Raw genomic sequence first — 26,586 nt, 5'->3', positions numbered from 1 at the left:
CAGTCGAGCGCCGCCCCTGAAGCCGGCCAACGGCAATGAAGTGCTGATGTACATCAACGGCCAAATCGCGTAAGTCGTTCAGACTTAATGGTTTTTCCGCTGTTTTCGCAAGGGAGTGTTTTGTGTTTGCCAACCTGTTGATCATCCTGGCCTCATCGCTGGTCGTCATCGCGTTCTTCCGGCGCCTGAAGTTGCCACCGGTACTTGGCTATTTGTGTGTCGGCCTGTTCGTCGGCCCTACCGCCCTGGACTGGGTCAACGAAAGCGAAGAGCTGCCGGACCTGGCTGAAATGGGTGTGGTGTTTTTGCTGTTTTCCCTGGGACTGGAATTTTCCCTGTCGAAAATGCTCGCCTTGCGCAAGGTGGTGTTTGGCCTCGGCAGCCTGCAGGTGATCTGCACCAGCATCCTCCTCGCCGGCCTGCTGGTGCTGCTCGGTATGCAACCCAACGTCGCCCTGATGCTCGGCGCAGGCCTGGCGCTGTCGTCGACGGCGATCGTCAGCAAGGAGCTGACCAGCCTTGGCGAAATCTTCAGCAGCCATGGCCAGAATGCCATCGGCGTGCTGCTGTTCCAGGACGTGGTGGCGGTGCTGCTGCTGACCCTGGTCCCGGTGTTTGCCGGTCAAGGCGGCCAGGCCTGGTACTGGGCTTTGCCGCTGACCCTGGGCAAGACCGTGATCCTCTTCTTCGGCCTGCTGCTGGCCAGCCGCTGGCTGCTGCCGCGGCTGTTCCATGAGGTGGCCAGCTCGCACTCAGCTGAGCTGTTCGTCTTGCTGGCGCTAGTGATCGTGCTGTTGACCGCCTGGCTGACCCACCTGCTGGGGTTGTCCCCGGCCCTGGGCGCGTTTCTCGCTGGCATGTTGCTGGGTGAAAGCAATTATCGCCATCAGATCGAAGCCGATATCCGCCCGTTCCGCGACATTCTGCTCGGGCTGTTCTTCGTCAGTATCGGCATGCTCATCGACCTGCAGTTGTTCGCCAGCCACGGCTGGCAACTGCTTGCCCTGACCCTCGCCCTGCTGCTGATCAAAGGTGTGGTGGTGGCCGCCCTGGTGCGCTTGCGCGGCAGTGATGCCGAGACCGCCTGGCGCAGCGGCCTGGCCCTGGCCCAGGGTGGCGAGTTCTGTTTCGCCCTGATGGCGCAGATGCAACAGACCCGCCTGCTGCCAGAAGAGCTGGGCAACCTGCTGCTGGCCGCGACCTTCTGCTCGATGCTGGTCACCCCGCTACTGCTGCGCGCAGCGCCGAGCATCGCCGCCCGCCTGCACCGCAAGCCCAACCAGGAGATCCACCTGGAAGAGATCGAAGCGCAAAGCGCGGCAATGAATGGCCACGTGCTGATCTGCGGCTACGGCCGCGTCGGCCAATCGATCGGACGATTCCTGCGGCGCGAGAACATCGCCTTCATTGCCCTGGATGACGACCCGGTGCGCGTTCAGGAAGCTGCCGCCGGGGAAAACTGCGTGCATTACGGCGACTCGCGGCGCGGCGAACTGCTCACCGCCATCGGCCTTGAACGCGCGCGCCTGCTGGTGATTGCCGTGGACAAGACCGACATTGCCCTGAGCGTGTTGAAAGCCGCCCGCGAGCGGCACGCCCAGGTGCAGATCCTGGTGCGCACCCGTGATGACAGCCAGCGTGAAGAACTGCGCGCCGCCGGCGCCACGGCGGTGGTCCCGGAGCTGCTTGAATCCAGCCTGATGCTGGCCTCCCACGCCCTGGTCATGCTCGGCCTGCCGCAAGAGCAGGTGCAGCAGCGTGTCGATGAAGTACGCAAGACCCGCTACCGCTTGCTGCATGCCTTCTACCATGGCGCCCAGACCAGCCCGGTCGACAGCGAGGGCCTGCCCAAGGCGATGATGCACGCAGTCAACCTCGGCGCCGAAGCCTACGCCTGCGGCCGTCCCTTGAGCGAGCTGGGCCTGGAGCAACTGGGCGTTGAGTTGCAGGCGGTACAGCGCCAGGGCGAGGAGCTGAATGTCGACACCGGCACCTGCCTGCACGCCGGCGATGCCGTATTGGTCAGCGGCCCATTGAGCGCGGTAGAAGCCTGTGAGGCGCGCTTGCTCGCCGGGCGCTGAGCCGTTCAGTCCTGACTGGTGGCGCCGATCTTGTGAATCGACAGGTCGGCGCCGTAGTACTCCTGCTCCTGACTCAGGCGCAAGCCGTGCAGCAACTTGATGCTGCCATATACGGCAAAGCCACCGAGCAACGCCACCAGCACCCCGGCCAGGCTGCCGATCAGCTGGCTGGCCAGGCTCACCCCACCCAAACCACCCAGCGCGCTCTGACCGAAGATTCCACAGGCGATCCCGCCCCATACCCCGCACAAACCATGCAGCGGCCACACGCCCAGTACGTCGTCGATCTTCCAGGTGTTCTGCGCGGCAATAAAACACCAGACAAACAAGGCCCCGGCAATCGCCCCGGTGGCCAGCGCCCCCACCGGGTGCATCAGGTCAGAACCTGCGCACACCGCTACCAGCCCGGCCAGCGGGCCGTTATGCAGGAAGCCCGGGTCGTTACGCCCGACCAGCAAGGCGGCGACAGTACCGCCGACCATGGCCATCAAGGAATTGACCGCCACCAGGCCACTAACCCCTTGCAGGGTTTGCGCGCTCATGACGTTGAAGCCGAACCAGCCGACAATCAGAATCCACGAACCCAGGGCAAGAAACGGAATATTCGACGGCGCAAAGGCCACCAGCTTGCCGTCGCGATAGCGGCCGTTGCGCGGCCCCAGCAACAATACCGCCGCCAGCGCCAGCCAGCCGCCCATGGCATGCACCACCACGGAGCCGGCAAAGTCATGAAAGCCTGCGCCAAAGCGTGCCGTCAGCCAGGCTTGCAGGCCGAAGTTGCCATTCCAGACGATGCCTTCGAAAAACGGATAGACGAAGGCAACGATCAGCACCGTGGCGCACAATTGCGGGGCAAAGCGCGCCCGCTCGGCAATGCCACCGGAGATAATCGCCGGAATGGCTGCGGCAAAGGTCAACAGGAAGAAGAACTTCACCAGGCTATAGTCATGCTCCTGGCTCAATACCTGGGCCGGCTGGAGAAAACTCACGCCATAGGAAATCCAGTAGCCGACAAAAAAGTACGCCAGGGTCGAGACGGCAAAGTCGCTGAGAATCTTCGACAAGGCGTTGACCTGGTTCTTGTGCCGCACCGTGCCCACCTCGAGGAAGGCGAAGCCTGCGTGCATGGCCAGGACCATCACCGCCCCCAGCAGGATGAACAGCGTGTTGGAACCGTGGACCAGGGTGTCCACCGCGCTTTGCAAATTTTCCATGGAGTCGGCAGGCCTGCAAAAAAAAAGCACCAAGACAGCCCAGAAGTACTCCTTGGTGCACCAGCCTGGATCGTTGTGACGGCCACCTCCCTGGCCGATCCGGGTGATACGGGAGTTTTTCCTTGGGTTTGTCGTGGATTGGGTTAAGGTTTACAGGTCCGGTAAGGGCCCGCGCCCACAATCGGCGCGGGCACCGGTCCTGGCGCACCAAGGCAAAGCAAAAGCTGTACCAGCCAATTGCACTTGAACCTTCGCCCGCGCCCACGACTCGAAATAGCCACACACACTGTTAGGGAGAGCCCCATGGCCAGCAAATCGGCAAAGACTGCTCAAGACATATTGATGGCTGACTTCCAGGCCCTGGTACGCGATACCGAGAAGCTGCTGGAACACACTGCAACCCTGGCCGGTGATCAGGCCGACGACCTGCGCGAGCAGATCCACGACAGCCTGCTGCGCGCCCGGGAAACCCTGCAACTGACCCAGGACTCGGTCCGCGAGCGCGGCCAGGCGGCCCTGAGCGCCACCGAAGACTACGTGCAGAGCAACCCCTGGCAGTCGATCGGCATTGCCGCCGGCGTAGGGTTTCTGATCGGCCTGTTGGCCACCCGCCGCTGAGGACCGAGCATGGAAAGCGAACCACTGGCCGGTGCCGGCCCCTCCAGCAAGCGCCTGGGCGCGGCAGTGCTGGGCCTGTTGCATGGGCATGTCGAATTGTTCGGCATCGAGCTGCAGGAGCAGAAAGCCCGAACCCTGAGCCTGCTGCTGTTCGCCGGGCTGGCCCTGGTGTTTGCCCTGCTGCTGTTGACCGCCCTCTCCGGCCTGGTGCTGGTGATGCTCTGGGACAGCTACCGCCTGGCCGGCATCATCGGCCTGTGCGTGTTTTACGGGCTTGCCGCAGTGTTTTGCGGCCTGCGCCTGAAGGCAGCGGTGTTCGATGAATCGTCGCCGTTCAGCTCGACCCTCGAAGAACTTGCCAAGGACCGGGAGCGCCTGTTGCCATGAGCCTGCCAGAACTGCCGCAAACCACCAACCGCCGCGAATTGCGCAAGGCCCTGGTACGCCTGCGCCTGGAGATGCACCGCCAGGAAATTCGCCACGAATCCGGGCAACTGCTCAACCCCCTGACCCGCTTGCGCGCCATGGGCGATTCGCTGCAAGGCGGCCTGGGCATCAAGCACGCGCCGCTGTGGGGCATTGGCGCCGTGGTCCTGCTGGGCTTCCTGACCGGCAAAGGCGCCCGCAGCGGCAGCGTCAGCCGCCTGGTGCGCCTGGGGACCAGCTTGATTCCATTGTTGAAGCTGGCCATGCAAGGGGCTGGTAGCAAGCGTTAAGTGCAGCGCCTGAACTACGACCGCTGCGCGCTCGATCGCGGGTCAAGCCCGCTCCCACAGAAGTACACGCTTAGCAAGAGCGAAGCGCATTGCGATCTTGATCTTGATCTTGATCTTGATCTGATCTTGATCCACCGGCCCCGTTAACCAGAAGGGCCGAGTGCAGGTGTTGCGAAGGGGCGAGTGCGCAGCACCTTCGGCGTTAGCCGAAGTTGCGAAACGTAGAGTTGCTTGCAACTCGAAGTTCGCAATGCCCCGTAGCGACACCGGAGCGAGGGAACCCGAAGCGCAGCGCAGGGCCCACTGGTGGGGCGAGAATTTTTGCTTACTTTTTTTTCGACTGAAAAAAGTAAGCCGCCGTAAGGGCGGAAGGGGCCCGCAGATCCCCCACCCCAAACGGATAAGCCCACCAAGCCACTTGCACCCCCAGCGCCAAACCCCGAAGCTACCCCCCTGCCCCCCGCACCGGAGAAATGGCCTTGGATTGGCACACCCTGCTCACCCGCGAACGCCTCGGCAAACCCCTGCACAGCCCCGAAGAACTCGGCCGCAGCCCGTTCCACAAAGACCACGACCGGATCATCTTCTCTGGCGCCTTCCGCCGCCTGGGGCGCAAAACCCAGGTTCATCCGGTGTCCAGCAACGACCACATCCACACCCGCCTGACCCACTCCCTGGAAGTCAGCTGCGTCGGCCGCTCATTGGGCATGCGCGTCGGCGAAACCCTGCGCGCCAGCCTGCCGCAATGGTGCGAACCCAGCGACCTGGGCATGGTCGTGCAGTCCGCCTGCCTGGCCCATGACATCGGCAACCCGCCGTTCGGCCACTCCGGCGAAGACGCCATCCGCCACTGGTTCCAGCAGGCCGCCGGGCGTGGCTGGCTCGACGCCATGAGCGAGGCCGAACGCGCCGACTTCCTCAACTTCGAAGGCAACGCCCAGGGCTTTCGCGTGCTTACCCAGCTCGAATACCACCAGTTCGACGGCGGCACCCGGCTGACCTATGCCACCCTCGGCACCTACCTCAAGTACCCCTGGACCGCCCGCCATGCCGACGCCCTGGGCTACAAGAAGCACAAGTTCGGTTGCTACCAGAGCGAACTGGCGCTGCTTGAACAGATCGCCCGCAAGCTCGGTCTGCCGCAGCTTGAAGAGCAACGCTGGGCGCGTCATCCGCTGGTGTACCTGATGGAGGCCGCCGATGACATCTGCTATGCGCTGATCGACCTCGAGGACGGCCTGGAAATGGACCTGCTCGACTATGCCGAGGTCGAGTCGCTGTTGCTCAGCCTGGTGGGCGACGACCTGCCGGAAACCTATCGCCAGCTGGGCCCCGACGATTCGCGCCGACGCAAACTGGCGATCCTGCGTGGCAAGGCCATCGAACATCTGACCAACGCCGCCGCGCGTGCCTTTGTCGAGCAACAGGACGCCCTGCTGGCCGGCACCCTCGGCGGCGATCTGGTCGAACACATGCACGGCCCGGCCAAACGCTGCGTGCTGCAGGCCAAGGACATTGCGCGCAAGAAAATCTTCCAGGATAAACGCAAGACCCTGCACGAAATTGGCGCCTACACCACCCTGGAGATTTTGCTCAACTCGTTCTGTGGGGCGGCCCTTGAGCAACATGGCGGACGCACGCCGTCGTTCAAGAGCCGGCGCATCCTCGACCTGCTCGGCAAGAACGCACCCGACCCTGACGCCTCGCTGCACAGCTCGTTCCTGCGCATGATCGACTTCATCGCCGGGATGACCGACAGCTATGCCAGCGAAATGGCCCGCGAAATGACCGGCCGCTCAAGCCCGACCTGATCGCGACCACAGCGTACTGCCCGGCATTCGGGCAGTACGATTTCGCCGATAAGATGTGAGAAACCACCTACACACTGCAAACAACAATAAACTTACCTTATCCTTCGCAACATCAACTTACTATCAACACTATTGACACTGCCACCATACAGAAACCCCTGTAATCCTACATTTCAAAACCAGTAGGACTTTTCCTATATATCATTTAACTCCCCTTGAGTTCATGTGCGACCTGTTCTATCTGCGCTAAGGTGCCGTTTCTCCCTCTGGCACCTTTATGGAAACTTCACCATGTACTCTGTATTCATCGTCGACGATCACCCGGTCATCCGCCTGGCGGTGCGCATGCTTCTGGAGAATGAGGGCTATCGCGTCGTCGGCGAATCGGACAACGGCGTAGACGCCATGCAAATGGTCCGCGAATGCCTGCCGGACCTGATCATCCTCGACATCAGCATCCCCCGGCTCGATGGGCTGGAAGTGCTCTCACGCTTTCACGCCATGGGCATCCCGCTGAAAATCCTGATATTGACCGCACAATCGCCGGCACTCTTTGCCATTCGCTGCATGCACTCCGGTGCTGCCGGCTATGTGTGCAAACAAGAAGATCTCAGTGAACTGCTCAGTGCGATAAAAGCGGTGCTTTCCGGTTATAACTACTTCCCCAGCCAAGCGATCAATCCGCCACGCAAACACGAAGATTGCGCCTCGGAACTGGACCTTTTCAAACAGGTCAATGACCGCGAGTTAATGGTGCTGCAACTATTTGCCCAAGGCCGAAGCAATAAGGAAATTGCCCAGGGCATGTTTCTCAGCAACAAAACTGTCAGCACCTACAAGAAACGGCTGATGCAAAAGCTCAAGGCCAGCTCGCTGGTCGAACTGATTGAAATGGCCAAACGCAATGCACTGGTGTGAGGCCACTCATGCTTAGGCAGCGCCTGACCCTGTTGTTGTGCGGCGTATTGGCCTGCCTGAGCCATGTCACGCAGGCAGACGAAGTCGCCGCCAGCCCGTTCACCCTGTTCAGCCGGGCCGGGCCGATTGCCATGCAACTGTCGCTGACCCCGGCCCAGCGCCTGTGGATCAAGGGCAAGGGCCAGCTGGTGCTGGGTACTTCAGCGCCGGACTACCCGCCGTTCGACATGACCGCCAGCGGCCGTGACTACGAAGGCCTGACCGCCGATTTCGCCGGGTTGATTGGCTCAGCCCTGGACCTGCCCATCCAGGTAAAGCGCTTCGCCACCCGCCAGGATGCGGTCAAGGCCCTGGCCCAAGGGCAGATCGACCTGCTGGGCAGCACCAACGGCTACGAGGCGGCAACTCCCGGCATTGCCCTGTCCAAGCCCTACGCGGTCGACCAGCCGGTGCTGGTCACTCGCGAGAACGAGGCGCGCCCGCTCGACATGGGCCTGGCCGGCCTGCGCCTGAGCATGGTCTATCACTACCTGCCGATGGACGAGGTACTGGCCAGTTACCCGGACGCCACCATCCAGTCCTACCCCTCCTACCAGAACGCCCTCAACGCCGTGGCCTTCGATCAGGCCGATGTGTTTCTCGGTGACACCATCTCGACCCATTACCTGATCAACCAGGGCCATTTGCAGAACATCAAGATGGCCAATTTCGGCAAGCACGAACCGGTCGGTTTCAGCTTTGCCGTGCAGCGCAACAACCAGCCTTTGCTGGAACTGATCAACGCCACCCTCGACAGCGTCTCCAGCAGCACCCGCGAAAGCATCTTCAAACGCTGGAGCGCCGGCAGCGACGTGCTGCTCACCGACCGCAAGCTGCAGCTGTCGCAACGCGAAGAGCGCTGGCTCAGCGGCCACCCGGTGGTGCGCGTGGTGGTCAACGAAACCGCCGCGCCGCTGACTTTTTTTGACAGCGCCGGCAATTTTCGCGGCATCGCCGCCGATCTGCTGGAGCTGATCCGCCTGCGCACCGGGTTGCGTTTCGAGGTACAACGGGCCAGCGGCATCAGTGACATGATCGACCGCCTCAACCATGACCAGGCCGATGTCATTGCGGCAATTTCCCCCAGCCCGCGGCGCGCGGGCACCCTGGCGATCAGCCGCCCCTACCTGGAAAACTCCTACGTCCTACTGACACGCAAAGGCAGCGACCAGCCGGACTCGCTGGAGCAGATGAACGGCCGGCGCCTGGCCCTGACCCGCGACAGCCCGCTGTTCGAAGACTTGCGCCAGCGTTTTCCCGGCATCCAGCTGATCGAAACGGAAAGCACCTTCTTCTCAACCTCGCTGCTGGCCAGCGGGCATGTCGATGCGGCCATCACCGCGCTGATCAACGCCAACTTCAGCCTGGCCTCCCAGCGCGACCTGACGATCCGCGCCTCGGTCGGCGCCGAGCCTGCGACCTTCGCCATGGCCACGGCGCGAGGCGCCCAGGAGCTGGCGTCAATCCTCGACAAGGCGTTGCTGAGCATCGCCCCGGAAGAGCTGGGCATCATCAACAGCCGCTGGCGTGGCTACAGTACCGAAACCGACGCCTATTGGCAGAAGTACCAGCGCCTGATCCTCCAGGTTGTACTGGGCACCAGCCTGCTGTTGCTGCTGTCGCTGGCCTGGAACGCCTGGATGCGCCGCCAGATCAAGCAGCGCGAGGCCGCCGAGCGCGCCCTCAACGACCAGCTCGAGTTCATGCGCGCACTGCTCAACGGTACCCCCCACCCGATGTACGTTCGCGATCGTGCCGGGTTGCTGCAAAGCTGCAACGACAGTTACCTGGAAGCGGTGCAGGCGCGCCTTGAGGACGTCCTCGGCAAGCGCATCCAGGACAGCACCCTGGGCGACAGCTGCTATGCCAGCCAGATCCAGGCCGATTACCAGAAGGTCATGCGCGAAGGCATTCCGCTGATCGTTGACCGGCCCCTGCTGCTCAGGGAACGGGAACTGACCATCTACCACTGGATCCTGCCTTACCGCGACTCGCTTGGCGAAGTACAGGGCATCATTGGCGGCTGGATCGACATCAGCGAGCGCCGCCAGCTGATCCAGGACCTGCGCCTGGCCAAGCAACGCGCCGACGATGCCAATCGCGCCAAAAGCGTGTTCCTGGCGACCATCAGCCACGAAATCCGCACGCCGATGAACGCCATCATCGGCATGCTCGAACTGACCCTCAAACGGGGCGACCAGGGGCATATCGACCGACCGGCCATCGAAGTGGCCTACAACTCGGCGAGAGAACTGCTGGCCTTGATCGGCGACATTCTCGACATGGCCCGTATCGAGTCCGGCCACCTGAGCCTGGCACCAGAGCCCGTTAACCTGGCCGAGCTGGTCGAGTCGGTCGGGCGCGTGTTCGATGGCGTGGCCCGCCAGAAAGACCTGCGCCTGAACCTGGACATCGCCACGCAAGCACGCTGCGAAGTATTGCTCGACCCGCTGCGGTTCAAGCAGATTCTTTCCAACCTGGTCAGCAATGCGATCAAGTTCACCGAACAGGGTCAGGTCACCGTGCACCTGGTTCTGGAGCCCGGCCCGCAAGCGGATCACCCGACCCTGAAGATAACGGTCGAGGACAGCGGCATCGGCATTCGCCCGCAAGACCAGCAGCGCCTGTTCCTGCCCTTCGCCCAGGCCGATCCGGACAGCAACCTGGCCCGCAGCGGCACCGGCCTGGGCCTGGCCATCAGCCGCGACCTGTGCCAGTCGATGGGCGGCAACCTGAGCTTGCACAGCGTGTTCGGCCAGGGCACCCGTGCGTGCATCAGCATGCCCCTGACCCTGCTGGCTGAAACTGCCAAGCCGGACTCCCCCGTAGCGGTGCCCTGTGCGGTGCTGCCAGCGCTGCGGATCCTGGTGATCGATGACCATCCGGCAAACCTGCTGCTGATCGCCCAGCAGTTGAACTTTCTCGGGCTCGAACACGCCAGTACCGACAATGGTTTCAGCGGCCTCAATGCCTGGCGTCAGGCGCACTTCGATGTGGTAATCGTCGACTGCAACATGCCGCAAATGAATGGCTACCAGTTCACCCAGGCGTTGCGCGACCACGAGCGACAGTACCAATGGTCACCCTGCACCATTCTCGGCTACACCGCCAATGCCCAGCCGGAAGTGCGCGAACGTTGTCGCCAGGTCGGCATGGATGATTGTTTGCTCAAGCCTATCAGCCTCAACGCCTTGGGCCAGCGCCTGGCCCGGGCGCCACTGATGAGCGCCCGGCCGGCGCCCCCTGCGCAGTTGCCGTTCGATCTGCAAGGGCTGGAGCCTGTGGTCGGCAACAGCATCAACGACCTGCGCCAGTTGCTTGAAGAACTGCTGCGCAGCTTCAAGCGCGACGGCGCCCAACTCAAGGCGCTCGACCCTGGCCGCGATGTAGCGCAAATGATGAGCCAGGCGCACAAGATTCTCGGCCCGGCGCGGATCATTCAGGCCAACGGCCTGATCCACGCCTGCGAACAGCTCGAGGCCGATTGCCAGGCCAACCTGGCGCCGGCCATGCTGGAGCGTCGGCAACGGCAGATCCTGCACATCCTCTCGGTGCTTGAGCAGGCATTACAGGGGTATTTGCACGATCACTTGCCGGAACAACGCTGTTCCAGCGGCACCACCTGAGCAGGCGGCGGGGGAGCAGAAACGAAAACGGCGACCACTGGGGCCGCCGTTTCAGCAGGATCAGGAAGCCGGGATGACCGGTTTTTCCGGATACCAGGCGTCCAGCAACGGGCTGACTTCAATCTTGGTCAGTTCGCTGCGGCCCTTGAGCCAGGCTTCAACAGCAGCGCGCTGCTCTTCAGTGACCGAACCACGGGTGGCCTTGCAGACCAGACCGAAGTCGTCGCCGCCAACATAGTCCAGACCATTGGCATCCATGGCGTCAGCCAGGAATGCATCGAGGAAGGCGTCAATGGCTTCGTCGGACAGATCTTCCTTGAAATCCAGGTTCAGCTCAAAACCCAGCTCCTGGAATTCATCCACGCAGAGTTTTTTGCGCAGACGGCGGGAACGGTTAGTGGCCATGAAACAATCCTCTTGAGTATTAACGCGCGGCACTTTACCAGTTTCACCGCGCGATTGCCGGAATAAAAGCCGATAAGCTGTTGTTTGATCCTGTATTCACAGGCCCATGGGCGTTCTGCTTGGGGCATAATGCGCGCTATATTTTTCCGTATCGGGGCCTTCACCTTTTTTCGCTCCGTTTTTTTCACCCCTCGCTCGCAGGGTTTTATCGCACATGATCAGATCTCTTCGCCCTCTTCTGCTTGCCGGCCTGCTGATGCCCCTGGCGCTTTCCAGCCACGCCGCCGCGGTCAACACCACGCTTTCGCCAAAAGTGCAGCAGGCGCTGAAAACCAACAAATTGCAGGACTCGGCCCTGTCGCTGGTCATGCTGCCGCTCAACGGCCCGGGCACACCGACCGTGTTCAATGCCGATGTCTCGGTCAACCCGGCCTCGACCATGAAGCTGGTCACCACCTACGCCGCCCTGGAAATGCTCGGCCCCACCCACCAGTGGAAAACCGAGTTCTATAGCGACGGCCCGCTGCGCAACGGCGTGCTGCAGGGCAACCTGTACCTCAAGGGCGGCGGCGACCCGAAGCTGAACATGGAAAAGCTCTGGCTGCTGATGCGCGACCTGCGCGCCAATGGCGTACAGACCATCAGCGGTGACCTGGTGCTCGACCGCAGCCACTTCATCCAGCCACAACTGCCGCAGTTCAACGATGATGGTGGCGACGAAAACAAACCCTTCCTGGTCAAGCCCGACTCGCTGCTGATCAACCTCAAGGCGCTGCGCTTCGTCGCCCGCAACGATGGGGGCAAGGTGCTGGTGTCGGTCGAGCCGCCGATTGCCAACATCCGCATCGACAACCAGGTCAAGGCGGTCAACACCAAGCAGTGCAGCGGCGACGTGCGTTACAACCCGGTGGCGCAAGCTGACGGCGTCAGCGTCGTGGTCAGCGGCCAGCTGGGCGATGGCTGCAACTCGCAGACTTACCTGTCGCTGCTCGACCACCCGACCTACGCCGCCGGCGCCGTGCGCGCCATCTGGAACGAACTGGGGGGTAGCATCCAGGGCCGTGACCGGGTCGACAACGTGCCGAAAAGCGCGCGTCTGCTGGCCCGCGCCTACTCCCCGGACCTGGTGGAGATCATCCGCGACATTAACAAATACAGTAACAACACCATGGCCCAGCAGCTGTTCCTGAGCCTGGGCGCGCAGTTCCGTACCGACGCCGACGGCGACGACGCCCGCGCCGCCCAGCGCGTAGTACGCCAGTGGCTGGCGAAAAAGGGCATCACCGCGCCGCACCTGATCATGGAAAACGGCTCGGGCCTGTCCCGCGCCGAACGGGTCAGCACCCGGGAAATGGCCGCCCTGCTGCAAGCGGCCTGGAACAGCCCGTACGCTGCCGAGTTCATCAGCTCGATGCCGCTGGTGGGCATGGACGGCACCATGCGCAAGCGCCTCAAGCGCACCGCCATGACCGGTGAGGCGCACATCAAGACCGGCACCCTGAACACCGTGCGCGCCATCGCCGGCTTCAGCCGCGACAGCAACGGCAACACCTGGGCGGTCGCGGCGATCCTCAACGATCCGAAACCCTGGGGGGCTTCGGCCGTGCTCGACCAGGTCCTGCTCGACCTGTACCGCCAGCCGAAACTGGTCAACAGCACCGCCGCCGTTCAGCCCTGAGCCTGACTCAGGGCAGTTCGCCCTCGACCCGGTCGCGGCCAGCCTGCTTGGCCGCGTAGACCCCCGAGTCGGCGCGTAGCAGCAAGGCATCGGCGCCCTCCCCCGGGCGCCAGCCGGCCACGCCGAAACTCGCCGTGACCATCCCCACCCCGTCCACCGGCACGCTACGCAGGCCCTGCCAGAGCTCCATGGCCAGGCTGTAGGCCTGCTCGGCATTGCTGCCCGGGCACAACACCATGAATTCCTCGCCACCCAGGCGGCAGAACACATCGGTACGGCGCAGGCGGTGATTGATGCGCTGGCACAGGCTGCGCAGCACATGATCGCCCACGGCATGGCCGTACAAGTCGTTGATGCGCTTGAAGTGGTCGATATCGAGCATGATCACCGCCAGGTCCTGGCTGTCGCGCTGGGCCCGCTCAAGCTCGGCCTTGAGCCGCTCCTGAAAGTAGCGGCGGTTGTGAATGCCGGTCAGTGAGTCGGTTACCGACAACGCCCGCAGCTCCTCCTCGACGCGCTTCAGATCGGAGATATCAGTCAGGTAGCCGTGCCACAGAGTACCGCCCTGCTCGGCCGGCTCCGGCGTGGCTTCGCCGCGGATCCAGCGCATCCCGGCCACCGGCAGCAGCACCCGGTACTCTTCGCGCCAGGGCGTGAGGTGATCAGCGGAATAGCGGATCGAGGCGCGCACCCGTTCCAGGTCATCGGGGTGGATACGCTCGAACACGGCCGTGGCGTCCTCGCGCAGGCGCTGCGGTTCGATCTCGTAGATATCGCGCAAGCCCTCGCTGGCATAGCTGAAGCACGAGCTGCCGTCGGGGTCGAGGCGAAACTGGTAAATGCCGCCGGGCACCTCGGCGCTGAGCTTTTCCAGCAACCGGTCGCGGGCCGCCAGGGCCTCATGCACGCGCTTGCGCTCGGTAACGTCGATGCAGATGGCCAGGTGGCCGACCCACAGGCCGTGCTCATCGAGCACCGCGCTGACCATCATGTTGGCCAGCAGGTGGCTGCCATCCTTGCGCAACAGGGTCCACTCACCAGGCTCGCTCTCACCCTCCTGGACGGTCTCGGCGAACATCGCCTGGGCCGGGCTGACCTCGCGCCCATAACGCTGGCTCAAGGCGCGGGCCCGGGCCTGCAGCTCCTCTGGCGAGACCAGCTCTTCCAGGGTCAGGCGGCCGATGACTTCAGCGCTGTGGTAGCCGAGCATGCGTTCGGCGCCGGCGTTAAAGGTACTGATCACCCCGCGCAGGCTGGTGGCAATGATCGCCACCTGGGTGGCGGCATCGAGCACGCTGCGCAGCTGGTTGTGGGTATCGCGCAGCGACTGTTCGCTGACGCGCAACTCGGCGGTGCGCTGCTCGACCAGGGTCAGGGCACGCTGGCGCTGGCCGAACAGGCTGAACAGCAAGGCGCTGAGCAACAGGCTGAGCAGGCCGCCAAGCAGCACCACGGCAACGACCGCCGAGGAGCGATTGGCGTCCATGAAGGCAAGGCTGGGCTGGATATCCAGTTGATAGTCGTGATCGGCCAGGCGCAACAGATGGGTGGCGGTCAGATCGGTGTCGGCCCCCTGGTTGCCGGATTGGAACAACACCTCATGCTGGCCCTGCCCGGACAGGTCAAGAATGCGCACCACCAGGTTGTCCTCGCTCGGGTTGGGCAGCCCCTCGGCCATCAGCTGCTGCAGGCTGATCACCGCCAGTACGTAGCCATCTGGTGGGGCGGCGGCGCTGCCCGGGGCAAAAACGGGCGCCACCATCAATACCCCGCGGGCGAAGGCCGGGTCGACATGGGTCAGGTTCAAGGGTGCCGACACCGCCATGCTGCCGGGCTGGCGGGCACGGTCGAGGGCCGCCTGGCGCAGCGGCTGGGAGAGCATGTCCAGGCCCAGGGGCTGGACCTGGTGGCTGGAGGCCTGGGTGTACAACAGTGGGTAATAGAGCGCACGCTCAGCCGCTACCTGCAGGCTGCCAGCGTCATTCAGTTCGTGGATGGCAAAGGGCTTGCCGAGGAGTTGCGCGGCGCTGCGCTCAAACGCTTGACGCTCATCGCCCGCTACCCGCGGCGCCCAGGCGTAGGCCTGGGTCCGGTACAACAGGGGCTTGGCGTAGCCGTTGAACTCGGCGAGAGTGACGCTTTCGGAGAACACGAAGAAGCGGCGCAGGCCATCGAGACGCTGCACCTGGTCCTCGAAACGCTCTTCGATACGGCTGTAACGCTCACTGGCAAGCAGTTCGAAGCGTTGACGCAACTGCTGGCGGTACAGGTCATGGGTGGCCAGCGCCAGCAGCGCAGTCAACAAGCCGCCGGCGACAAATGCCACGCCGGCCACCAGCCAGGCGGACACTTCCTCGCTGACAAAGCCGAGCATCTTCGGACGAGCGGCGTGCATCGACATAGAAAGCACTCAAAACGCCAGCGTCCAGCGGATCGCGGGCTCTGATTGAGTTATAGCCATTAGCCATTAACGTAGCAATCATCACCCGCGACAATCAGCCAATCAGCGCGCCTGAATTTTCCAGGCCCGGTGAATCTTGCTGTTACGGGCAAAGTCCGGGTCCAGGGTCTGGGCACTGATCTCTTCCACCGCGTAGCGCTCAGCCAGGTTTTCGTCGAGCTGGAACTTGCGGAAGTTGTTCGAGAAGTACAGCACACCGCCCGGCGCCAGGCGCGCCACGGCCAGGTCAAGCAACTCGACATGATCGCGCTGCACGTCAAACACGCCTTCCATACGCTTGGAGTTGGAGAAGGTCGGCGGATCGATGAAGATCAGCTCGTATTCCTCGCGACAGGCTTGCAGCCAGGCCATGACATCGCCCTGCTCCAGGCGATTCTTGTCCGAGAAGCCATTGAGCGACAGGTTGCGCCGCGCCCAGTCCAGATAAGTCTTGGACAGGTCAACACTGGTGGTGCTGCGCGCGCCGCCCTTGGCCGCATGCACACTGGCGGTGGCGGTGTAGCAGAATAGGTTGAGGAAGCGCTTGCCGGCAGCCTCGCGCTGAATGCGCAGGCGCATCGGGCGGTGGTCGAGGAACAGCCCGGTGTCGAGGTAATCGGTGAGGTTGACCAGCAGCTTGACGCCGCCTTCCTGCACTTCGAGGAACTGCCCCTGGGCGCTCTGGCGCTCGTACTGGCGGGTACCGCTCTGACGCTCGCGACGCTTGACCACCACGCGGCTCTGGTCGATGCCCAGGGCCTGAGGGATCGCTGCCAGGGCGTCGAATAGACGCGCCTGGGCCTTTTCCGGGTCGATCGAGCGCGGGGCGGCGTATTCCTGCACGTGCACCCAGTCCTGGTACAGGTCGATGGCCAGGGCGTACTCGGGCATGTCGGCATCGTACAGGCGGTAGCAGCTGACGTTCTCGCGCTTGGCCCACTTGCCCAGTTGCTTGAGGTTCTTCTGCAGGCGGTTGGCGAACATCTGCCCGCCCTCGCTCAGGCGTGCCGGCTCACTGGCCACGGCGGCCGGGGTACGCGGTTCGGCAGCTTCGCCATTGCGCTCGGGCTGACGGCGCTCGCCGGTGACGAACTGGTCGGGCTGAACCTTGATCAGCAGCAGCTTGCACGGCAAGGCGCCGTTCCAGAAGGCATATTGCTTGTGGCTGCGGATGCCCATGCGCTTGCCCAGGTCCGGGGCGCCGGTGAACACCGCCGCTTCCCAGTTCAGGCAGGCCTGACGCAGGCGCTCGCCGAGGTTCTGGTAGAGGTACAGCAGGCTCGCTTCGTCGCCCAGGCGCTCGCCGTACGGCGGGTTGCAGATCACCAGGCCTTTCTGGTTCTGGTCCGGGCGCGGCTCGAAGCTGCCGACTTCGCCCTGGTAGATCTTCACCCAGTCACTCAGGCCGGCGCGCTCAACGTTGTTGCGGCCCGGCTGGATCAGCCGCGGGTCGGCCTCATAGCCGCGAATCCACAGCGGCGGGCGGGCCAGGCCGGCTTCGGCACGGGCCAGCGCCTCATCATGGAGTTTGCGCCAGAGGGCCGGCACGTGGCCGAGCCAGGCGCTGAAGCCCCAACGCTCGCGGCGCAGGTTCGGTGCGATATCGGCGGCGATCATTGCGGCTTCGACCAGGAAAGTCCCCACACCACACATCGGGTCGGCCAGGGCGCCGCCCTCGGCAGCGATGCGTGGCCAGCCAGCGCGGATCAACACCGCGGCCGCGAGGTTTTCCTTGAGCGGCGCCGCACCTTGCTGCAGGCGGTAGCCGCGCTGGTGCAGGCTGTGGCCGGACAGGTCCAGGGACAGGATCGCCTCGCCACGCTCCAGGCGCAGGTGCACGCGCAGGTCCGGGTTGAGCTTGTCGACCGACGGGCGCTCGCCGCTGCTGGTCCGCAGTTTGTCGACGATCGCATCCTTGACCTTCAAGGCGCCGAAGTGGGTGTTGTCGATACCCGAGCCGTGGCCGCTGAATTCCACCGCCAGCGAGCCGCTGGCCTCCAGGTGATCCTGCCACTCGACTTCGTTGACGCCGTCGTAGAGGTCGTCGGCGTTCTTCATGTTGAAGCGCTTGAGCACCAGCAGTACGCGGTTGCCCAGGCGCGACCACAGGCACAGCCGGTAGGCGGTTTCCATGTCGGCCGTGCCGCGGATCGCCGAAGTGTGCTCGCGCACTTCTTCAAGGCCGAGGCCGCGGGCTTCTTCGGCAAGCAGGCCTTCAAGGCCTTTGGGACAGGTGAGGTAAAGTTCGAAACGGTCCGACATGGGGTATCCAGAGCCTTGAGCAATAAAGTGGAGAGGCAAGCGCATCGCCCTTCCGATGTTTAATCGAACGCCTTTCCACAGCGTTCGAGTGGCGCTTTATCTCGCGCCGGGCCGCCCGCCAATCCGACTTTTGCCGAGGGCTGAAAAGTCTTTGATTGCCGGGCAGAACGAAAAATTCAGGCAAAAAACCGGGAAAAATGACCCTTCGTCGTTTTGCCGCTGTTGTTACAAATTATCACACAGCGATGGCCAGATGACTTTGCAGCAGGTCAAACCCTGATCATAGCGGGCTTTGCGCCAGATCCTAATCAGACGCATTTATTTACTTATCCTGTGACCCTATGAAAGGTTACGTCCTTATGACAAAACGATCATTCACACTGTGTCCTGCATTGGTTAGAACTGGTCTCAGGTTGTCACCGCAACGGGGCAACACATCCGCTCGCGACGCCGGCAGCGAGCGCAAACCGGCAGAACGATTCTGCCCGACCTTCTAGAGGTCGACGGGACATTACAGTCAACAAGTGAGGGCAACACCCTATGAGAAGACTTAAGCGTGATCCGTTGGAACGAGCTTTTTCACGTGGCTACCAATATGGGGTCACCGGCAAATCCCGCGAGCTTTGCCCCTTTACTCTACCGTCTGTACGCCAGGCATGGATCAATGGCTGGCGCGAAGGACGCGGCGACAACTGGGACGGTATGACCGGCACTGCGGGTATCCATAGACTCAACGAACTTCACGCCGTTGGCTGAACGAGGAACTGAATCCGATTACCATGCGCGCCCTATCCGGGCGGCGGGCTGAGGCCCAGGGGCCCCTTGAGGGGGCCCTTTTTTATGCCTGCGGTTTCAGCGCCCCATGGCGGCGATGGCGTCCACTGCCTCGCGAATCAGGGCCGGGCCCTTGTAGATGAACCCCGAGTAGATCTGTACCAGGCTGGCACCGGCAGCAATCTTCTGCGCCGCATGCTTGCCTTCGGTAATCCCGCCTGCGGCGATGATCGGCAACTTGCCACCCAGCTCGCCAGCCAGCACCTTGACGATATGGGTGCTTTTTTCCAGCACCGGCGCGCCCGACAGGCCGCCTGCTTCGTCACCATGCTGCAGGCCTTCGACGCCTTCACGGCCGAGGGTGGTGTTGGTGGCGATCACCGCGTCCATACCCGACTCGACCAGGGCTGCGGCGACCAGCGCGGTTTCTTCGTCGCTCATGTCCGGGGCGATCTTGATCGCCAGCGGCACATGCTTGCCGCGTTCGGTCACCAGTTGCGAGCGGCGCTCGGCCAGGGCGTCGAGCAGTTGCTTGAGCGAATCACCGAACTGCAGGCTGCGCAGGCCCGGGGTGTTCGGCGAGCTGACGTTGACGGTGATGTAGCTGGCCTGGTCGTAGACCTTGTCGAGGCAGATCAGGTAATCGTCGACCGCGCGCTCGACCGGCGTGTCGAAGTTCTTGCCGATATTGATGCCGAGGATGCCGCTGTATTTGGCGGCGCGCACACGGTTGAGCAGGTTGTCGACACCCAGGTTGTTGAAGCCCATGCGGTTGATGATCGCTTCGGCTTCCGGCAGGCGGAACAGGCGCGGCTTGGGGTTGCCCGGCTGTGGACGCGGGGTGACGGTGCCGATCTCGACAAAACCGAAACCCAGCTGGGCAAAACCGTCGATGGCCGCGCCGTTCTTGTCCAGACCCGCCGCCAGCCCGACCGGGTTGGCGAAGTTCAGGCCCATGACAGTGACCGGCAAGGAAGCCGGCGCCTTGGTCAGCAAGCCGTTGAGGCCCAGACGGCCACCGGCGCCGATCAGGTCCAGGGACAGGTCATGGGAGGTCTCCGGGGAGAGCTTGAACAGCAGCTGGCGGGCCAGGGTATACATGGGCGGGTTTAGCTCGACGTGAGTGAGGGGGCGATTATAGCGGTGGCGTCGCCCGGGGGACAGGGCCGCCTTGGCATATGCGTTGCTTGCACCCTGATCAAACGCCTGCCACGCGAGCGGTACGGCCTGACCTTCGACACAGGCGCAATGACGTGACCAACCCTATTCCCGCAACCTCGCTGGCCTGGGTCAACGGCAGCGATGCCCCGGAAAAGCCCTGCCTGAATCTCGGTTTCATGGCCCTGAGCGATTGTGCCTCGGTGGTGGTGGCCGCGACCCAGGGTTTCGCCCAGACCTACGGCCTGACCCTGAACCTGCAGCGCCAGAGCTCCTGGGCCGGCCTGCGCGACAAGCTGGCCAGCGGCGAGCTGGATGCCGCGCATAGCCTGTACGGCCTGATCTACGCGCTGCAACTGGGCATCGGCGGTAGTCCGGCCGCCGACATGGCGGTGCTGATGGGCCTGAACCAGAACGGCCAGGGCATCAATCTGTCCGCTGCGCTGCAACGTCAGGGCGTGACCAGTCCCGAGGCATTGGAGCGCTTCGTGCACCAAAGCAGGACAAAACTGACCTTTGCACAGACTTTCCCTACCGGCACCCATGCCATGTGGCTGTATTACTGGCTGGCCAGCCAGGGCATCCACCCCTTGCATGACGTCAACAGCGTGGTGGTGCCGCCAGGCCAGATGCTCGCACACCTGCAAGCCGGACGCATCGACGGATTTTGCGTCGGCGAACCCGGGTCGGCGGGCGCCATCGAACAGGGCCAGGGCTTCACCCTGGCCACCAGCCAATCAATCTGGCCGGATCACCCGGAAAAAGTCCTGGGTTGCACCCGGGCCTTTGTCGAACAGTATCCGAACAGTGCGCGGGCCCTGGTGATGGCGGTGCTGACCGCCAGCCGCTTTATCGAGCAGAGCCGCGAAAACCGCCGCAGCACCGCGCAACTGCTCAGCAGCAAGGCCTACCTGGATGCGCCGTTGTCGAGCATCGAGCCGCGCCTGCTCGGCCACTACCAGGACGGCCTGGGCAACCAGTGGCAGGATCGCCACGCCTTGCGCCTGTATGACCAGGGCCGGGCCAACTTGCCGTACCTGTCCGATGGCCTGTGGTTCATGACCCAATTCCGCCGCTGGGGCCTGCTGCGTGAAGACCCCGATTACCTCGCCGTAGCCCGCCAGGTGCAGCAACTGGCGCTGTACCGCGACGCCGCCACGGCGGTCGGCGTGCCCTGCGCAGGTTCCGACATGCGTAGCAGCCAGCTGATCGATGGCAGCCGCTGGGATGGCAGCGACCCGCACGGCTACGCCCGCAGCTTTCGTCTGCACGCGCTGGCCGAGCCGCCCGCCGCCCTCGCCCGACGCTGAACGGAGACGCTCTCATGCTGCGAATCCTGCTAATCGACGACACCGCGAAAAAAGTCGGTCGGCTAAAGGCTGCGCTGGTCCAGGCCGGCTTCGAAGTGATCGAAGAGTCGGGCCTGACCATCGACCTGCCGGCACGCGTCGAAACGGTGCATCCGGACGTGGTGCTGATCGATACCGAGTCACCGGGCCGTGATGTCATGGAGCAAGTGGTGCTGGTCAGCCGTGACCGGCCGCGACCGATCGTCATGTTCACCGACGAGCACGACCCCGGGGTGATGCGCCAGGCGATCCAGGCCGGGGTCAGCGCCTACATTGTCGAAGGCATCCAGGCTACGCGCTTGCAGCCGATCCTCGATGTGGCCATGGCCCGCTTTGAAAGCGACCAGGCGCTCAAGGCCCAACTGCAGGCCCGCGACCAGCAACTGGCGGAGCGCAAGCGCATCGAACTGGCCAAGGGCCTGTTGATGAAAATGAAGGACTGCAACGAAGAACAGGCCTACACCCTGATGCGCCGCCAGGCCATGAGCAAGCAGCAGAAGCTGATCCAGGTGGCCGAGCAGATCATTGCCATGAGCGACCTGCTCGGCTGAAGCACTCTGGCCCGGCTCTTGCTATCACCACAGCACAGGTAGCCAACGGCGGTTGCCCCCTTCACGACAAAGACGTCGCACCCCCACTCGCGCCAGCGGGTCGGGTGGCGACGTCTTTTTCGTTTCCGTCCCTGTTCAACGAGGTGTTCGATGAATACGAGTTTCTGGAAGTCCGGGCATGTCCCCACCCTGTTCGCCGCCTTTTTGTATTTCGACCTGAGCTTCATGGTCTGGTACCTGCTCGGCCCGCTGGCGGTGCAGATTGCCGCCGACTTGCAACTGACCACCCAGCAGCGCGGGCTGATGGTGGCCACGCCGATCCTGGCCGGGGCGATCCTGCGCTTTGTCATGGGCCTGCTGGTGGACCGCCTGTCACCCAAGACCGCCGGGCTGATCGGCCAGGTGATTGTCATCGTCGCACTGTTCTGCGCCTGGCGCCTGGGCATTCACAGTTATGAGCAAGCCTTGTTGCTCGGGGTGTTCCTCGGCGTTGCCGGCGCCTCGTTTGCCGTGTCGCTGCCGCTGGCCTCGCAGTGGTACCCGGCGCAGCACCAGGGCAAGGCCATGGGCATCGCCGGTGCCGGCAACTCCGGCACGGTGTTCGCCGCCCTGCTGGCCCCGGCCCTGGCCGCAGGCTTTGGCTGGAACAACGTGTTCGGTTTTGCCGTGATCCCGCTGCTGCTGACCCTGGTGCTGTTCAGCCTGCTGGCGCGCAACGCCCCCGAACGGCCCAAACCGAAAGCTGCGGCCGACTACCTCAAGGCCCTGGGCGATCGCGACAGCTGGTGGTTCATGTTCTTCTATAGCGTCACCTTCGGTGGCTTTATCGGCCTGGCCAGTGCCCTGCCCGGCTACTTCAACGACCAGTACGGCCTGAGCCCGGTGACCGCTGGCTACTACACCGCCGCCTGCGTCTTTGCCGGCAGCCTGATGCGCCCGTTGGGCGGCGCCCTGGCCGATCGCTTCGGCGGCATCCGCACCCTGCTGGCGATGTACAGCGTTGCCGCCATCTGCATTGCCGCCGTCGGCTTCAACCTGCCCAGCGCAGTGGCTGCCCTGGCCCTGTTCGTCAGCGCCATGCTCGGCCTGGGTGCCGGCAACGGCGCGGTGTTCCAACTGGTGCCGCAACGCTTTCGCCAGGAAATCGGCGTGATGACCGGGCTGATCGGCATGGCCGGCGGCATCGGCGGCTTTCTGCTCGCTGCGGGCCTGGGGGCGATCAAACAGCACAGCGGCGACTATCAGCTGGGCCTGTGGCTGTTCGCCAGCCTGGGCATTCTTGCCTGGTTCGGCCTGCACGGCGTCAAGCAGCGCTGGCGCACCACCTGGGGCTCGGCAGCGGTGACTGCGGCGCGGGTTTGAGGATGACAACATGAGCCTGCAACTGAGCTTTGCCCAGGCCAGCGCCAGCGGCCCCCGGGAGGAAAACCAGGACGCCCTGCGCCTGGTCACCCCCAACCCGGAACTGGCCGCCAGCAAAGGCTACCTGTTCGCCCTCGCCGACGGCGTCAGCCAGTGCGCCGATGGCGGCCTGGCGGCGCGGGCCAGCCTGCAGGCGCTGGCCCTGGACTATTACGCCACGCCGGCCACCTGGGGCGTGGCCCAGGCCCTGGACCGCCTGCTACTGGCGCAGAACCGCTGGCTGCGTGCCAATGGCGGCGGCCAGCCGCTGCTGACCACGCTGAGCGCACTGGTGCTGCGTGGTCGGCGTTTTACCCTGGCGCATGTCGGTGATTGCCGGATCTACCGCTGGGCCGCCGGGCAACTGCAGCGCATCAGCGAAGACCACGTCTGGGACCAACCCGGCATGCAGCACGTGCTCAAGCGCGCCCTGGGCCTGGACCAGCACCTGCAGGTCGACTACCTGGAGGGCGAGCTGCAGGCCGGTGAGTGTTTCGTACTGCTCAGCGACGGCGTCTGGGCCAGCCTCAGCGAAGCGCAGATTCGCGCGGTGCTGCGCGAGCAGATCGACCTGCAGGACGCCGCCCAGACCCTGGTCAGCTCGGCTCACTACAGCGGCAGCCAGGACAATGCCAGCGCCCTGCTGGTGCGGGTCGAACAACTGGGTGCGAGCAACCTCGGTGATTCGCTGGCGCAATTGCAGCAATGGCCACTGCCGCCCGCCTTGCGCAGCGGGCAGACAATCGACGGCTGGCAGGTCGAGCGGGCGCTTGGCCACAGCCGCCAATCCTTGCTGTATCGCGTGCGCGACCCGCAGCAACAGGCATGGCTGCTGAAAACCCTGCCGGCCGAACGCAAAGATGAACCCGGCGCGCAGCAAGGCCTGCTGCTTGAAGAGTGGTTCCTGCGCCGGGTGGCCGGGCGCTACTTCCCCGAAGTGCACCCGGCCAGCCAGCGCCAGCACCTGTATTACCTGATGCGCGAGTACTCCGGGCAAACCCTGGCGCAACGGTTCGCCGCCAGCGGCCCCCTGCCGTTGGCGCAATGGCAGGCGCTGGCCCGGCAACTGTTGCAGGCGGTAGGCGCGCTGCACCGACGCAACATCCTCCATCGCGACATCAAGCCCGAGAACCTGCTCCTGGGCGATGACGGCCAGCTGCGCCTGCTGGATTTCGGCCTGGCGTTCTGCCCGGGGCTTTCCGAGGACCGCGCCCATGAACTGCCGGGCACGCCCTCGTTTATTGCGCCGGAAGCCTTCGACGCCGAGCCGCCCAGCCCGCAACAGGACCTCTACAGCGTGGCGGTAACGCTGTACTACCTGCTCACCGGACATTACCCCTATGGCGAAATCGAAGCCTTCCAGCGCCCGCGCTTCACCCAGGCGATCAGCGCCGCCCGCTATCGCCCGGACCTGCCCGAATGGCTCGAGCACAACCTCGCTCAGGCACTGCTCGCCGACCCACGGCAACGCTTTGAAACCGCCGAGCAATGGCTGTTGCTGCTTGAACAGGGCGACCGCCAGGCGCTCAGCGTGCGCCCGCGGCCGCTGCTTGAGCGCGAGCCGCTGAAAGTCTGGCGCACCCTGGCGCTGCTGTCCCTGCTGCTTAACCTGATCCTGCTGATCAGCCTGCTAAAAGGCTGACAGCCCCTATGCCGATGAGGAAAACCCGATGCATGCGAAAGTCTGGCTGATTGGTGCGGGCCCCGGTGATCCGGAGCTGCTGACCCTCAAGGCGGTACGCGCCCTGGGGGAAGCCGAAGTGGTGCTGATCGACGACCTGGTCAACCCGCACATTCTTCAACACTGCCCGCAGGCGCGGGTGGTTGCCGTGGGTAAGCGCGGCGGATGCCGCTCCACGCCGCAAGCCTTCATTCAGCGCCTGATGCTGCGCTATGCCCGTCAGGGCCGCTGCGTGGCGCGGCTCAAGGGCGGTGACCCGTGCATCTTTGGCCGCGGCGGCGAAGAGGCGGCCTGGTTGCAGGCTCATGGCGTCGAAACCGAGCTGGTCAATGGCATTACCGCAGGCTTGGCCGGCGCGACCCAATGCGGTATCTCGCTGACCTTGCGCGGCGTCAGCCGTGGCGTGACCCTGGTCACCGCCCACACTCAGGACGACAGCCCGTTGAACTGGCAGGCGCTGGCCCAGGGCGGAACTACCCTGGTGGTGTACATGGGCGTGAGCAAGCTGGAGGACGTGCAGCAGGGCTTGCTGGCAGGTGGCCTGGCGGCGCAGACGCCGGTGGCCATGATCGAGAATGCCTCGCTGCCTCAGCAGCGCGAGCAACGCAGCACGCTGGCGCAGCTGTGCCAGGACGCCGCCCGCTTCAAGCTGTGCAGCCCGGCGATTGTGGTGATCGGCGAGGTGGCAGCAGCGCACAGCGCAGTGCTGCAGCAACTGACAGCCTGAATCGCAGGCAAAGAAAAGCCCGGCCTAGGCCGGGCTTTTCAGTAGCGCCTGGACCAATTACTTGGCTTGGGCTTCTACTTGTGCTTCTACGCGACGGTTAACAGCGCGACCAGCGTCGGTGGCGTTGTCAGCAACCGGACGGGTTTCACCGTAGCCAACCGACTCAACGCGGTTCGACTCAACACCGTACTGGTTGGTCAGAACTTGCTTAACGGCGTTTGCACGACGCTCAGACAGTTTCTGGTTGTAAGCGTCAGGACCGACGGAGTCAGTGTGACCTTCAACAGTGGTGGTGGTCTGTGGGTACTGCTTCATGAAGTCAGCCAGGTTCTTGATGTCGCCGTAGCTGTTTGGCTTGACGACCGACTTGTCGAAGTCGAACTTGACGTCCAGCTCAACACGGACGACTTCAGCAACAGCTGGGCAGCCATCAGCGTCAACGGTAACGTTGGCTGGGGTGTCAGGGCACTTGTCGACGTTGTCGCAGACGCCATCGTTGTCGCTGTCGGAGCAGACTTCAGCGACTGGAGCAGGAGCGGCTTCAACCTTGCCACCGCTACCACCGAAGTTCAGACCCAGACCAACGGTCGGACCCCACTCGGTGTTGCCGTTGTCGATGTTGTACATGGCTTCAACGCCAGCACGGGCGAAGAACATGTCGGTGATGTACCACTTGGCGCCAGCGCCAACGTTGGCGAAGGTGGAGTGGTCACGGCCGTTACGGGTAGCTTGACCCAGGCTTTCGTGAGCGAAACCAGCCGAAACGTATGGACGCAGAGCGTCGCCGACGGTACCGAAGTGGTAGGTAGCGTCCAGCTTGGCCTTGGAACCTTTGATGTCTTTGTTGAAGACTTCGCCACGAGCGTTGTGAGTCTCGTTGTAGCCCAGGTCCAGGGACAGGTCGTCGGTCAGGAAGTAACCGAGGCGAACACCAGGATTGGTGCCGTCGTTCTTGAAGTTACGTTCGCTGTCGTAGTACTGCTTGGTGACGTTGCCTTCAATTTCGACTGCGCCTTGGCCTTGTGCCAGAGCGCCGAAGGAAGTTGCGGCTACAAGAGAACCAATGGCCAAGCCCAAGGTGTTTTTCAATTTCATCCGTTAAATCCCCATCTGGTGATAGTTAAGCAGTCCCACCAA

At 63.6% G+C, this 26,586-nt stretch carries 20 protein-coding genes; 14 read left to right on the top strand and 6 right to left on the bottom strand.

What is annotated here, in order from left to right; translation table 11 throughout:
- The first annotated feature begins 122 nt into the window (after window positions 1–122).
- Window positions 123–2,081: a monovalent cation:proton antiporter family protein gene (locus JYG36_RS09075; protein ID WP_093380714.1), complete on the top strand. Its 1,959-nt coding sequence runs from the start codon at window positions 123–125 to the stop codon at window positions 2,079–2,081.
- 5 nt (window positions 2,082–2,086) lie between these two features.
- On the opposite strand, the gene JYG36_RS09070 is transcribed toward JYG36_RS09075, so the two are convergent.
- On the bottom strand, window positions 2,087–3,295 hold the full coding sequence (locus JYG36_RS09070) for an ammonium transporter (RefSeq protein ID WP_213603632.1): 1,209 nt from the start codon (window positions 3,293–3,295) through the stop codon (window positions 2,087–2,089).
- Between the two features lie 303 nt (window positions 3,296–3,598).
- Here JYG36_RS09070 and JYG36_RS09065 point away from each other — a divergent pair, with 303 nt between their 5' ends.
- The 6 genes from JYG36_RS09065 (at window position 3,599) to JYG36_RS09040 (ending at window position 11,023) form a co-directional block, all read left to right on the top strand.
- Window positions 3,599–3,913 carry an ElaB/YgaM/YqjD family protein gene (locus JYG36_RS09065; RefSeq protein WP_045194981.1) on the top strand — a complete coding sequence of 105 codons (315 nt, stop codon included), beginning with the start codon at window positions 3,599–3,601 and terminating at the stop codon, window positions 3,911–3,913.
- Between the two features lie 9 nt (window positions 3,914–3,922).
- Window positions 3,923–4,300: a phage holin family protein gene (locus tag JYG36_RS09060; protein WP_045194982.1), complete on the top strand. Its 378-nt coding sequence runs from the start codon at window positions 3,923–3,925 to the stop codon at window positions 4,298–4,300.
- Window positions 4,297–4,629: a hypothetical protein gene (locus JYG36_RS09055; protein WP_045194984.1), complete on the top strand. Its 333-nt coding sequence runs from the start codon at window positions 4,297–4,299 to the stop codon at window positions 4,627–4,629. The genes JYG36_RS09060 and JYG36_RS09055 overlap by 4 nt, the downstream gene beginning before the upstream one ends.
- 479 nt (window positions 4,630–5,108) lie before the next feature.
- The gene (locus JYG36_RS09050) at window positions 5,109–6,440 is read left to right on the top strand and encodes a deoxyguanosinetriphosphate triphosphohydrolase (protein WP_093387412.1); all 1,332 of its coding nucleotides are present in this window, start codon (window positions 5,109–5,111) and stop codon (window positions 6,438–6,440) included.
- Between the two features lie 291 nt (window positions 6,441–6,731).
- A complete protein-coding gene (locus JYG36_RS09045; protein ID WP_045194987.1) occupies window positions 6,732–7,358 on the top strand; it encodes a response regulator transcription factor in 627 nt (208 codons plus the stop codon).
- An 8-nt stretch (window positions 7,359–7,366) separates the two neighbouring features.
- Window positions 7,367–11,023 carry a transporter substrate-binding domain-containing protein gene (locus JYG36_RS09040; protein WP_213603630.1) on the top strand — a complete coding sequence of 1,219 codons (3,657 nt, stop codon included), beginning with the start codon at window positions 7,367–7,369 and terminating at the stop codon, window positions 11,021–11,023.
- Between the two features lie 60 nt (window positions 11,024–11,083).
- Here the strand turns inward: JYG36_RS09040 and JYG36_RS09035 are convergent, their stop codons facing one another.
- Window positions 11,084–11,428, bottom strand: coding sequence for a YggL family protein (locus JYG36_RS09035; protein ID WP_213603628.1), 345 nt, complete (start codon window positions 11,426–11,428; stop codon window positions 11,084–11,086).
- A gap of 214 nt (window positions 11,429–11,642) precedes the next feature.
- Here JYG36_RS09035 and dacB point away from each other — a divergent pair, with 214 nt between their 5' ends.
- Window positions 11,643–13,106 (top strand): D-alanyl-D-alanine carboxypeptidase/D-alanyl-D-alanine endopeptidase, encoded by a 1,464-nt coding sequence (gene dacB, locus JYG36_RS09030; RefSeq protein ID WP_213603625.1) that lies wholly within the window; start codon window positions 11,643–11,645, stop codon window positions 13,104–13,106.
- Between the two features lie 7 nt (window positions 13,107–13,113).
- Here the strand turns inward: dacB and JYG36_RS09025 are convergent, their stop codons facing one another.
- Together JYG36_RS09025 and rlmKL are read right to left on the bottom strand one after the other, a co-directional pair.
- Window positions 13,114–15,507, bottom strand: coding sequence for a sensor domain-containing diguanylate cyclase (locus JYG36_RS09025; protein WP_093380699.1), 2,394 nt, complete (start codon window positions 15,505–15,507; stop codon window positions 13,114–13,116).
- A gap of 102 nt (window positions 15,508–15,609) precedes the next feature.
- Window positions 15,610–17,808 carry a bifunctional 23S rRNA (guanine(2069)-N(7))-methyltransferase RlmK/23S rRNA (guanine(2445)-N(2))-methyltransferase RlmL gene (gene rlmKL, locus JYG36_RS09020; RefSeq protein ID WP_093380696.1) on the bottom strand — a complete coding sequence of 733 codons (2,199 nt, stop codon included), beginning with the start codon at window positions 17,806–17,808 and terminating at the stop codon, window positions 15,610–15,612.
- Window positions 17,809–18,348: 540 nt separating this feature from the next.
- On the opposite strand from rlmKL, the gene rmf reads away from it, so the two are divergent.
- Window positions 18,349–18,564, top strand: a complete 216-nt coding sequence (rmf, locus tag JYG36_RS09015; RefSeq protein WP_010223328.1) for a ribosome modulation factor — start codon at window positions 18,349–18,351, stop codon at window positions 18,562–18,564.
- Between the two features lie 96 nt (window positions 18,565–18,660).
- Here the strand turns inward: rmf and JYG36_RS09010 are convergent, their stop codons facing one another.
- Window positions 18,661–19,683 (bottom strand): quinone-dependent dihydroorotate dehydrogenase, encoded by a 1,023-nt coding sequence (locus JYG36_RS09010; protein ID WP_045195001.1) that lies wholly within the window; start codon window positions 19,681–19,683, stop codon window positions 18,661–18,663.
- A 152-nt stretch (window positions 19,684–19,835) separates the two neighbouring features.
- Between JYG36_RS09010 and JYG36_RS09005 the strand changes: the two genes are divergently transcribed.
- The 5 genes from JYG36_RS09005 (at window position 19,836) to cobA (ending at window position 25,449) form a co-directional block, all read left to right on the top strand.
- A complete protein-coding gene (locus JYG36_RS09005) occupies window positions 19,836–21,050 on the top strand; it encodes a CmpA/NrtA family ABC transporter substrate-binding protein (RefSeq protein WP_213603623.1) in 1,215 nt (404 codons plus the stop codon).
- A gap of 14 nt (window positions 21,051–21,064) precedes the next feature.
- Entirely contained in the window at window positions 21,065–21,640 is a 576-nt protein-coding gene (locus JYG36_RS09000; protein WP_010223325.1) for an ANTAR domain-containing response regulator, read from the top strand.
- Window positions 21,641–21,790: 150 nt separating this feature from the next.
- On the top strand, window positions 21,791–23,002 hold the full coding sequence (locus JYG36_RS08995) for a nitrate/nitrite transporter (protein ID WP_123567336.1): 1,212 nt from the start codon (window positions 21,791–21,793) through the stop codon (window positions 23,000–23,002).
- Between the two features lie 10 nt (window positions 23,003–23,012).
- Complete coding sequence (locus JYG36_RS08990) at window positions 23,013–24,683, top strand: bifunctional protein-serine/threonine kinase/phosphatase (RefSeq protein WP_093380688.1); 1,671 nt, start codon at window positions 23,013–23,015, stop codon at window positions 24,681–24,683.
- 28 nt (window positions 24,684–24,711) lie between these two features.
- Complete coding sequence (cobA, locus tag JYG36_RS08985) at window positions 24,712–25,449, top strand: uroporphyrinogen-III C-methyltransferase (RefSeq protein WP_045195011.1); 738 nt, start codon at window positions 24,712–24,714, stop codon at window positions 25,447–25,449.
- Window positions 25,450–25,506: 57 nt separating this feature from the next.
- On the opposite strand, the gene JYG36_RS08980 is transcribed toward cobA, so the two are convergent.
- Window positions 25,507–26,544 carry an OmpA family protein gene (locus JYG36_RS08980; protein WP_045195013.1) on the bottom strand — a complete coding sequence of 346 codons (1,038 nt, stop codon included), beginning with the start codon at window positions 26,542–26,544 and terminating at the stop codon, window positions 25,507–25,509.
- Window positions 26,545–26,586: the final 42 nt, after the last annotated feature.

The organism is Pseudomonas sp. SORT22, from assembly GCF_018417635.1.
GTDB lineage: Bacteria > Pseudomonadota > Gammaproteobacteria > Pseudomonadales > Pseudomonadaceae > Aquipseudomonas.
Note: the sequence above shows the minus strand (reverse complement) of the source record. Positions and strands in the feature narration are given on the sequence as shown.

Excerpts from the sequence above, each read along its gene's own strand:
- JYG36_RS09070 (WP_213603632.1), bottom strand. The coding sequence starts at position 3,295 with ATGGAAAATTTGCAAAGCGCGGTGGACACCCTGGTCCACGGTTCCAAC.
- JYG36_RS09065 (WP_045194981.1), top strand. The coding sequence starts at position 3,599 with ATGGCCAGCAAATCGGCAAAGACTGCTCAAGACATATTGATGGCTGAC.
- JYG36_RS09060 (WP_045194982.1), top strand. The coding sequence starts at position 3,923 with ATGGAAAGCGAACCACTGGCCGGTGCCGGCCCCTCCAGCAAGCGCCTG.
- JYG36_RS09055 (WP_045194984.1), top strand. The coding sequence starts at position 4,297 with ATGAGCCTGCCAGAACTGCCGCAAACCACCAACCGCCGCGAATTGCGC.
- JYG36_RS09045 (WP_045194987.1), top strand. The coding sequence starts at position 6,732 with ATGTACTCTGTATTCATCGTCGACGATCACCCGGTCATCCGCCTGGCG.
- JYG36_RS09040 (WP_213603630.1), top strand. The coding sequence starts at position 7,367 with ATGCTTAGGCAGCGCCTGACCCTGTTGTTGTGCGGCGTATTGGCCTGC.
- JYG36_RS09035 (WP_213603628.1), bottom strand. The coding sequence starts at position 11,428 with ATGGCCACTAACCGTTCCCGCCGTCTGCGCAAAAAACTCTGCGTGGAT.
- dacB (WP_213603625.1), top strand. The coding sequence starts at position 11,643 with ATGATCAGATCTCTTCGCCCTCTTCTGCTTGCCGGCCTGCTGATGCCC.
- JYG36_RS09025 (WP_093380699.1), bottom strand. The coding sequence starts at position 15,507 with ATGTCGATGCACGCCGCTCGTCCGAAGATGCTCGGCTTTGTCAGCGAG.
- rlmKL (WP_093380696.1), bottom strand. The coding sequence starts at position 17,808 with ATGTCGGACCGTTTCGAACTTTACCTCACCTGTCCCAAAGGCCTTGAA.
- rmf (WP_010223328.1), top strand. The coding sequence starts at position 18,349 with ATGAGAAGACTTAAGCGTGATCCGTTGGAACGAGCTTTTTCACGTGGC.
- JYG36_RS09010 (WP_045195001.1), bottom strand. The coding sequence starts at position 19,683 with ATGTATACCCTGGCCCGCCAGCTGCTGTTCAAGCTCTCCCCGGAGACC.
- JYG36_RS09000 (WP_010223325.1), top strand. The coding sequence starts at position 21,065 with ATGCTGCGAATCCTGCTAATCGACGACACCGCGAAAAAAGTCGGTCGG.
- JYG36_RS08995 (WP_123567336.1), top strand. The coding sequence starts at position 21,791 with ATGAATACGAGTTTCTGGAAGTCCGGGCATGTCCCCACCCTGTTCGCC.
- JYG36_RS08990 (WP_093380688.1), top strand. The coding sequence starts at position 23,013 with ATGAGCCTGCAACTGAGCTTTGCCCAGGCCAGCGCCAGCGGCCCCCGG.
- cobA (WP_045195011.1), top strand. The coding sequence starts at position 24,712 with ATGCATGCGAAAGTCTGGCTGATTGGTGCGGGCCCCGGTGATCCGGAG.
- JYG36_RS08980 (WP_045195013.1), bottom strand. The coding sequence starts at position 26,544 with ATGAAATTGAAAAACACCTTGGGCTTGGCCATTGGTTCTCTTGTAGCC.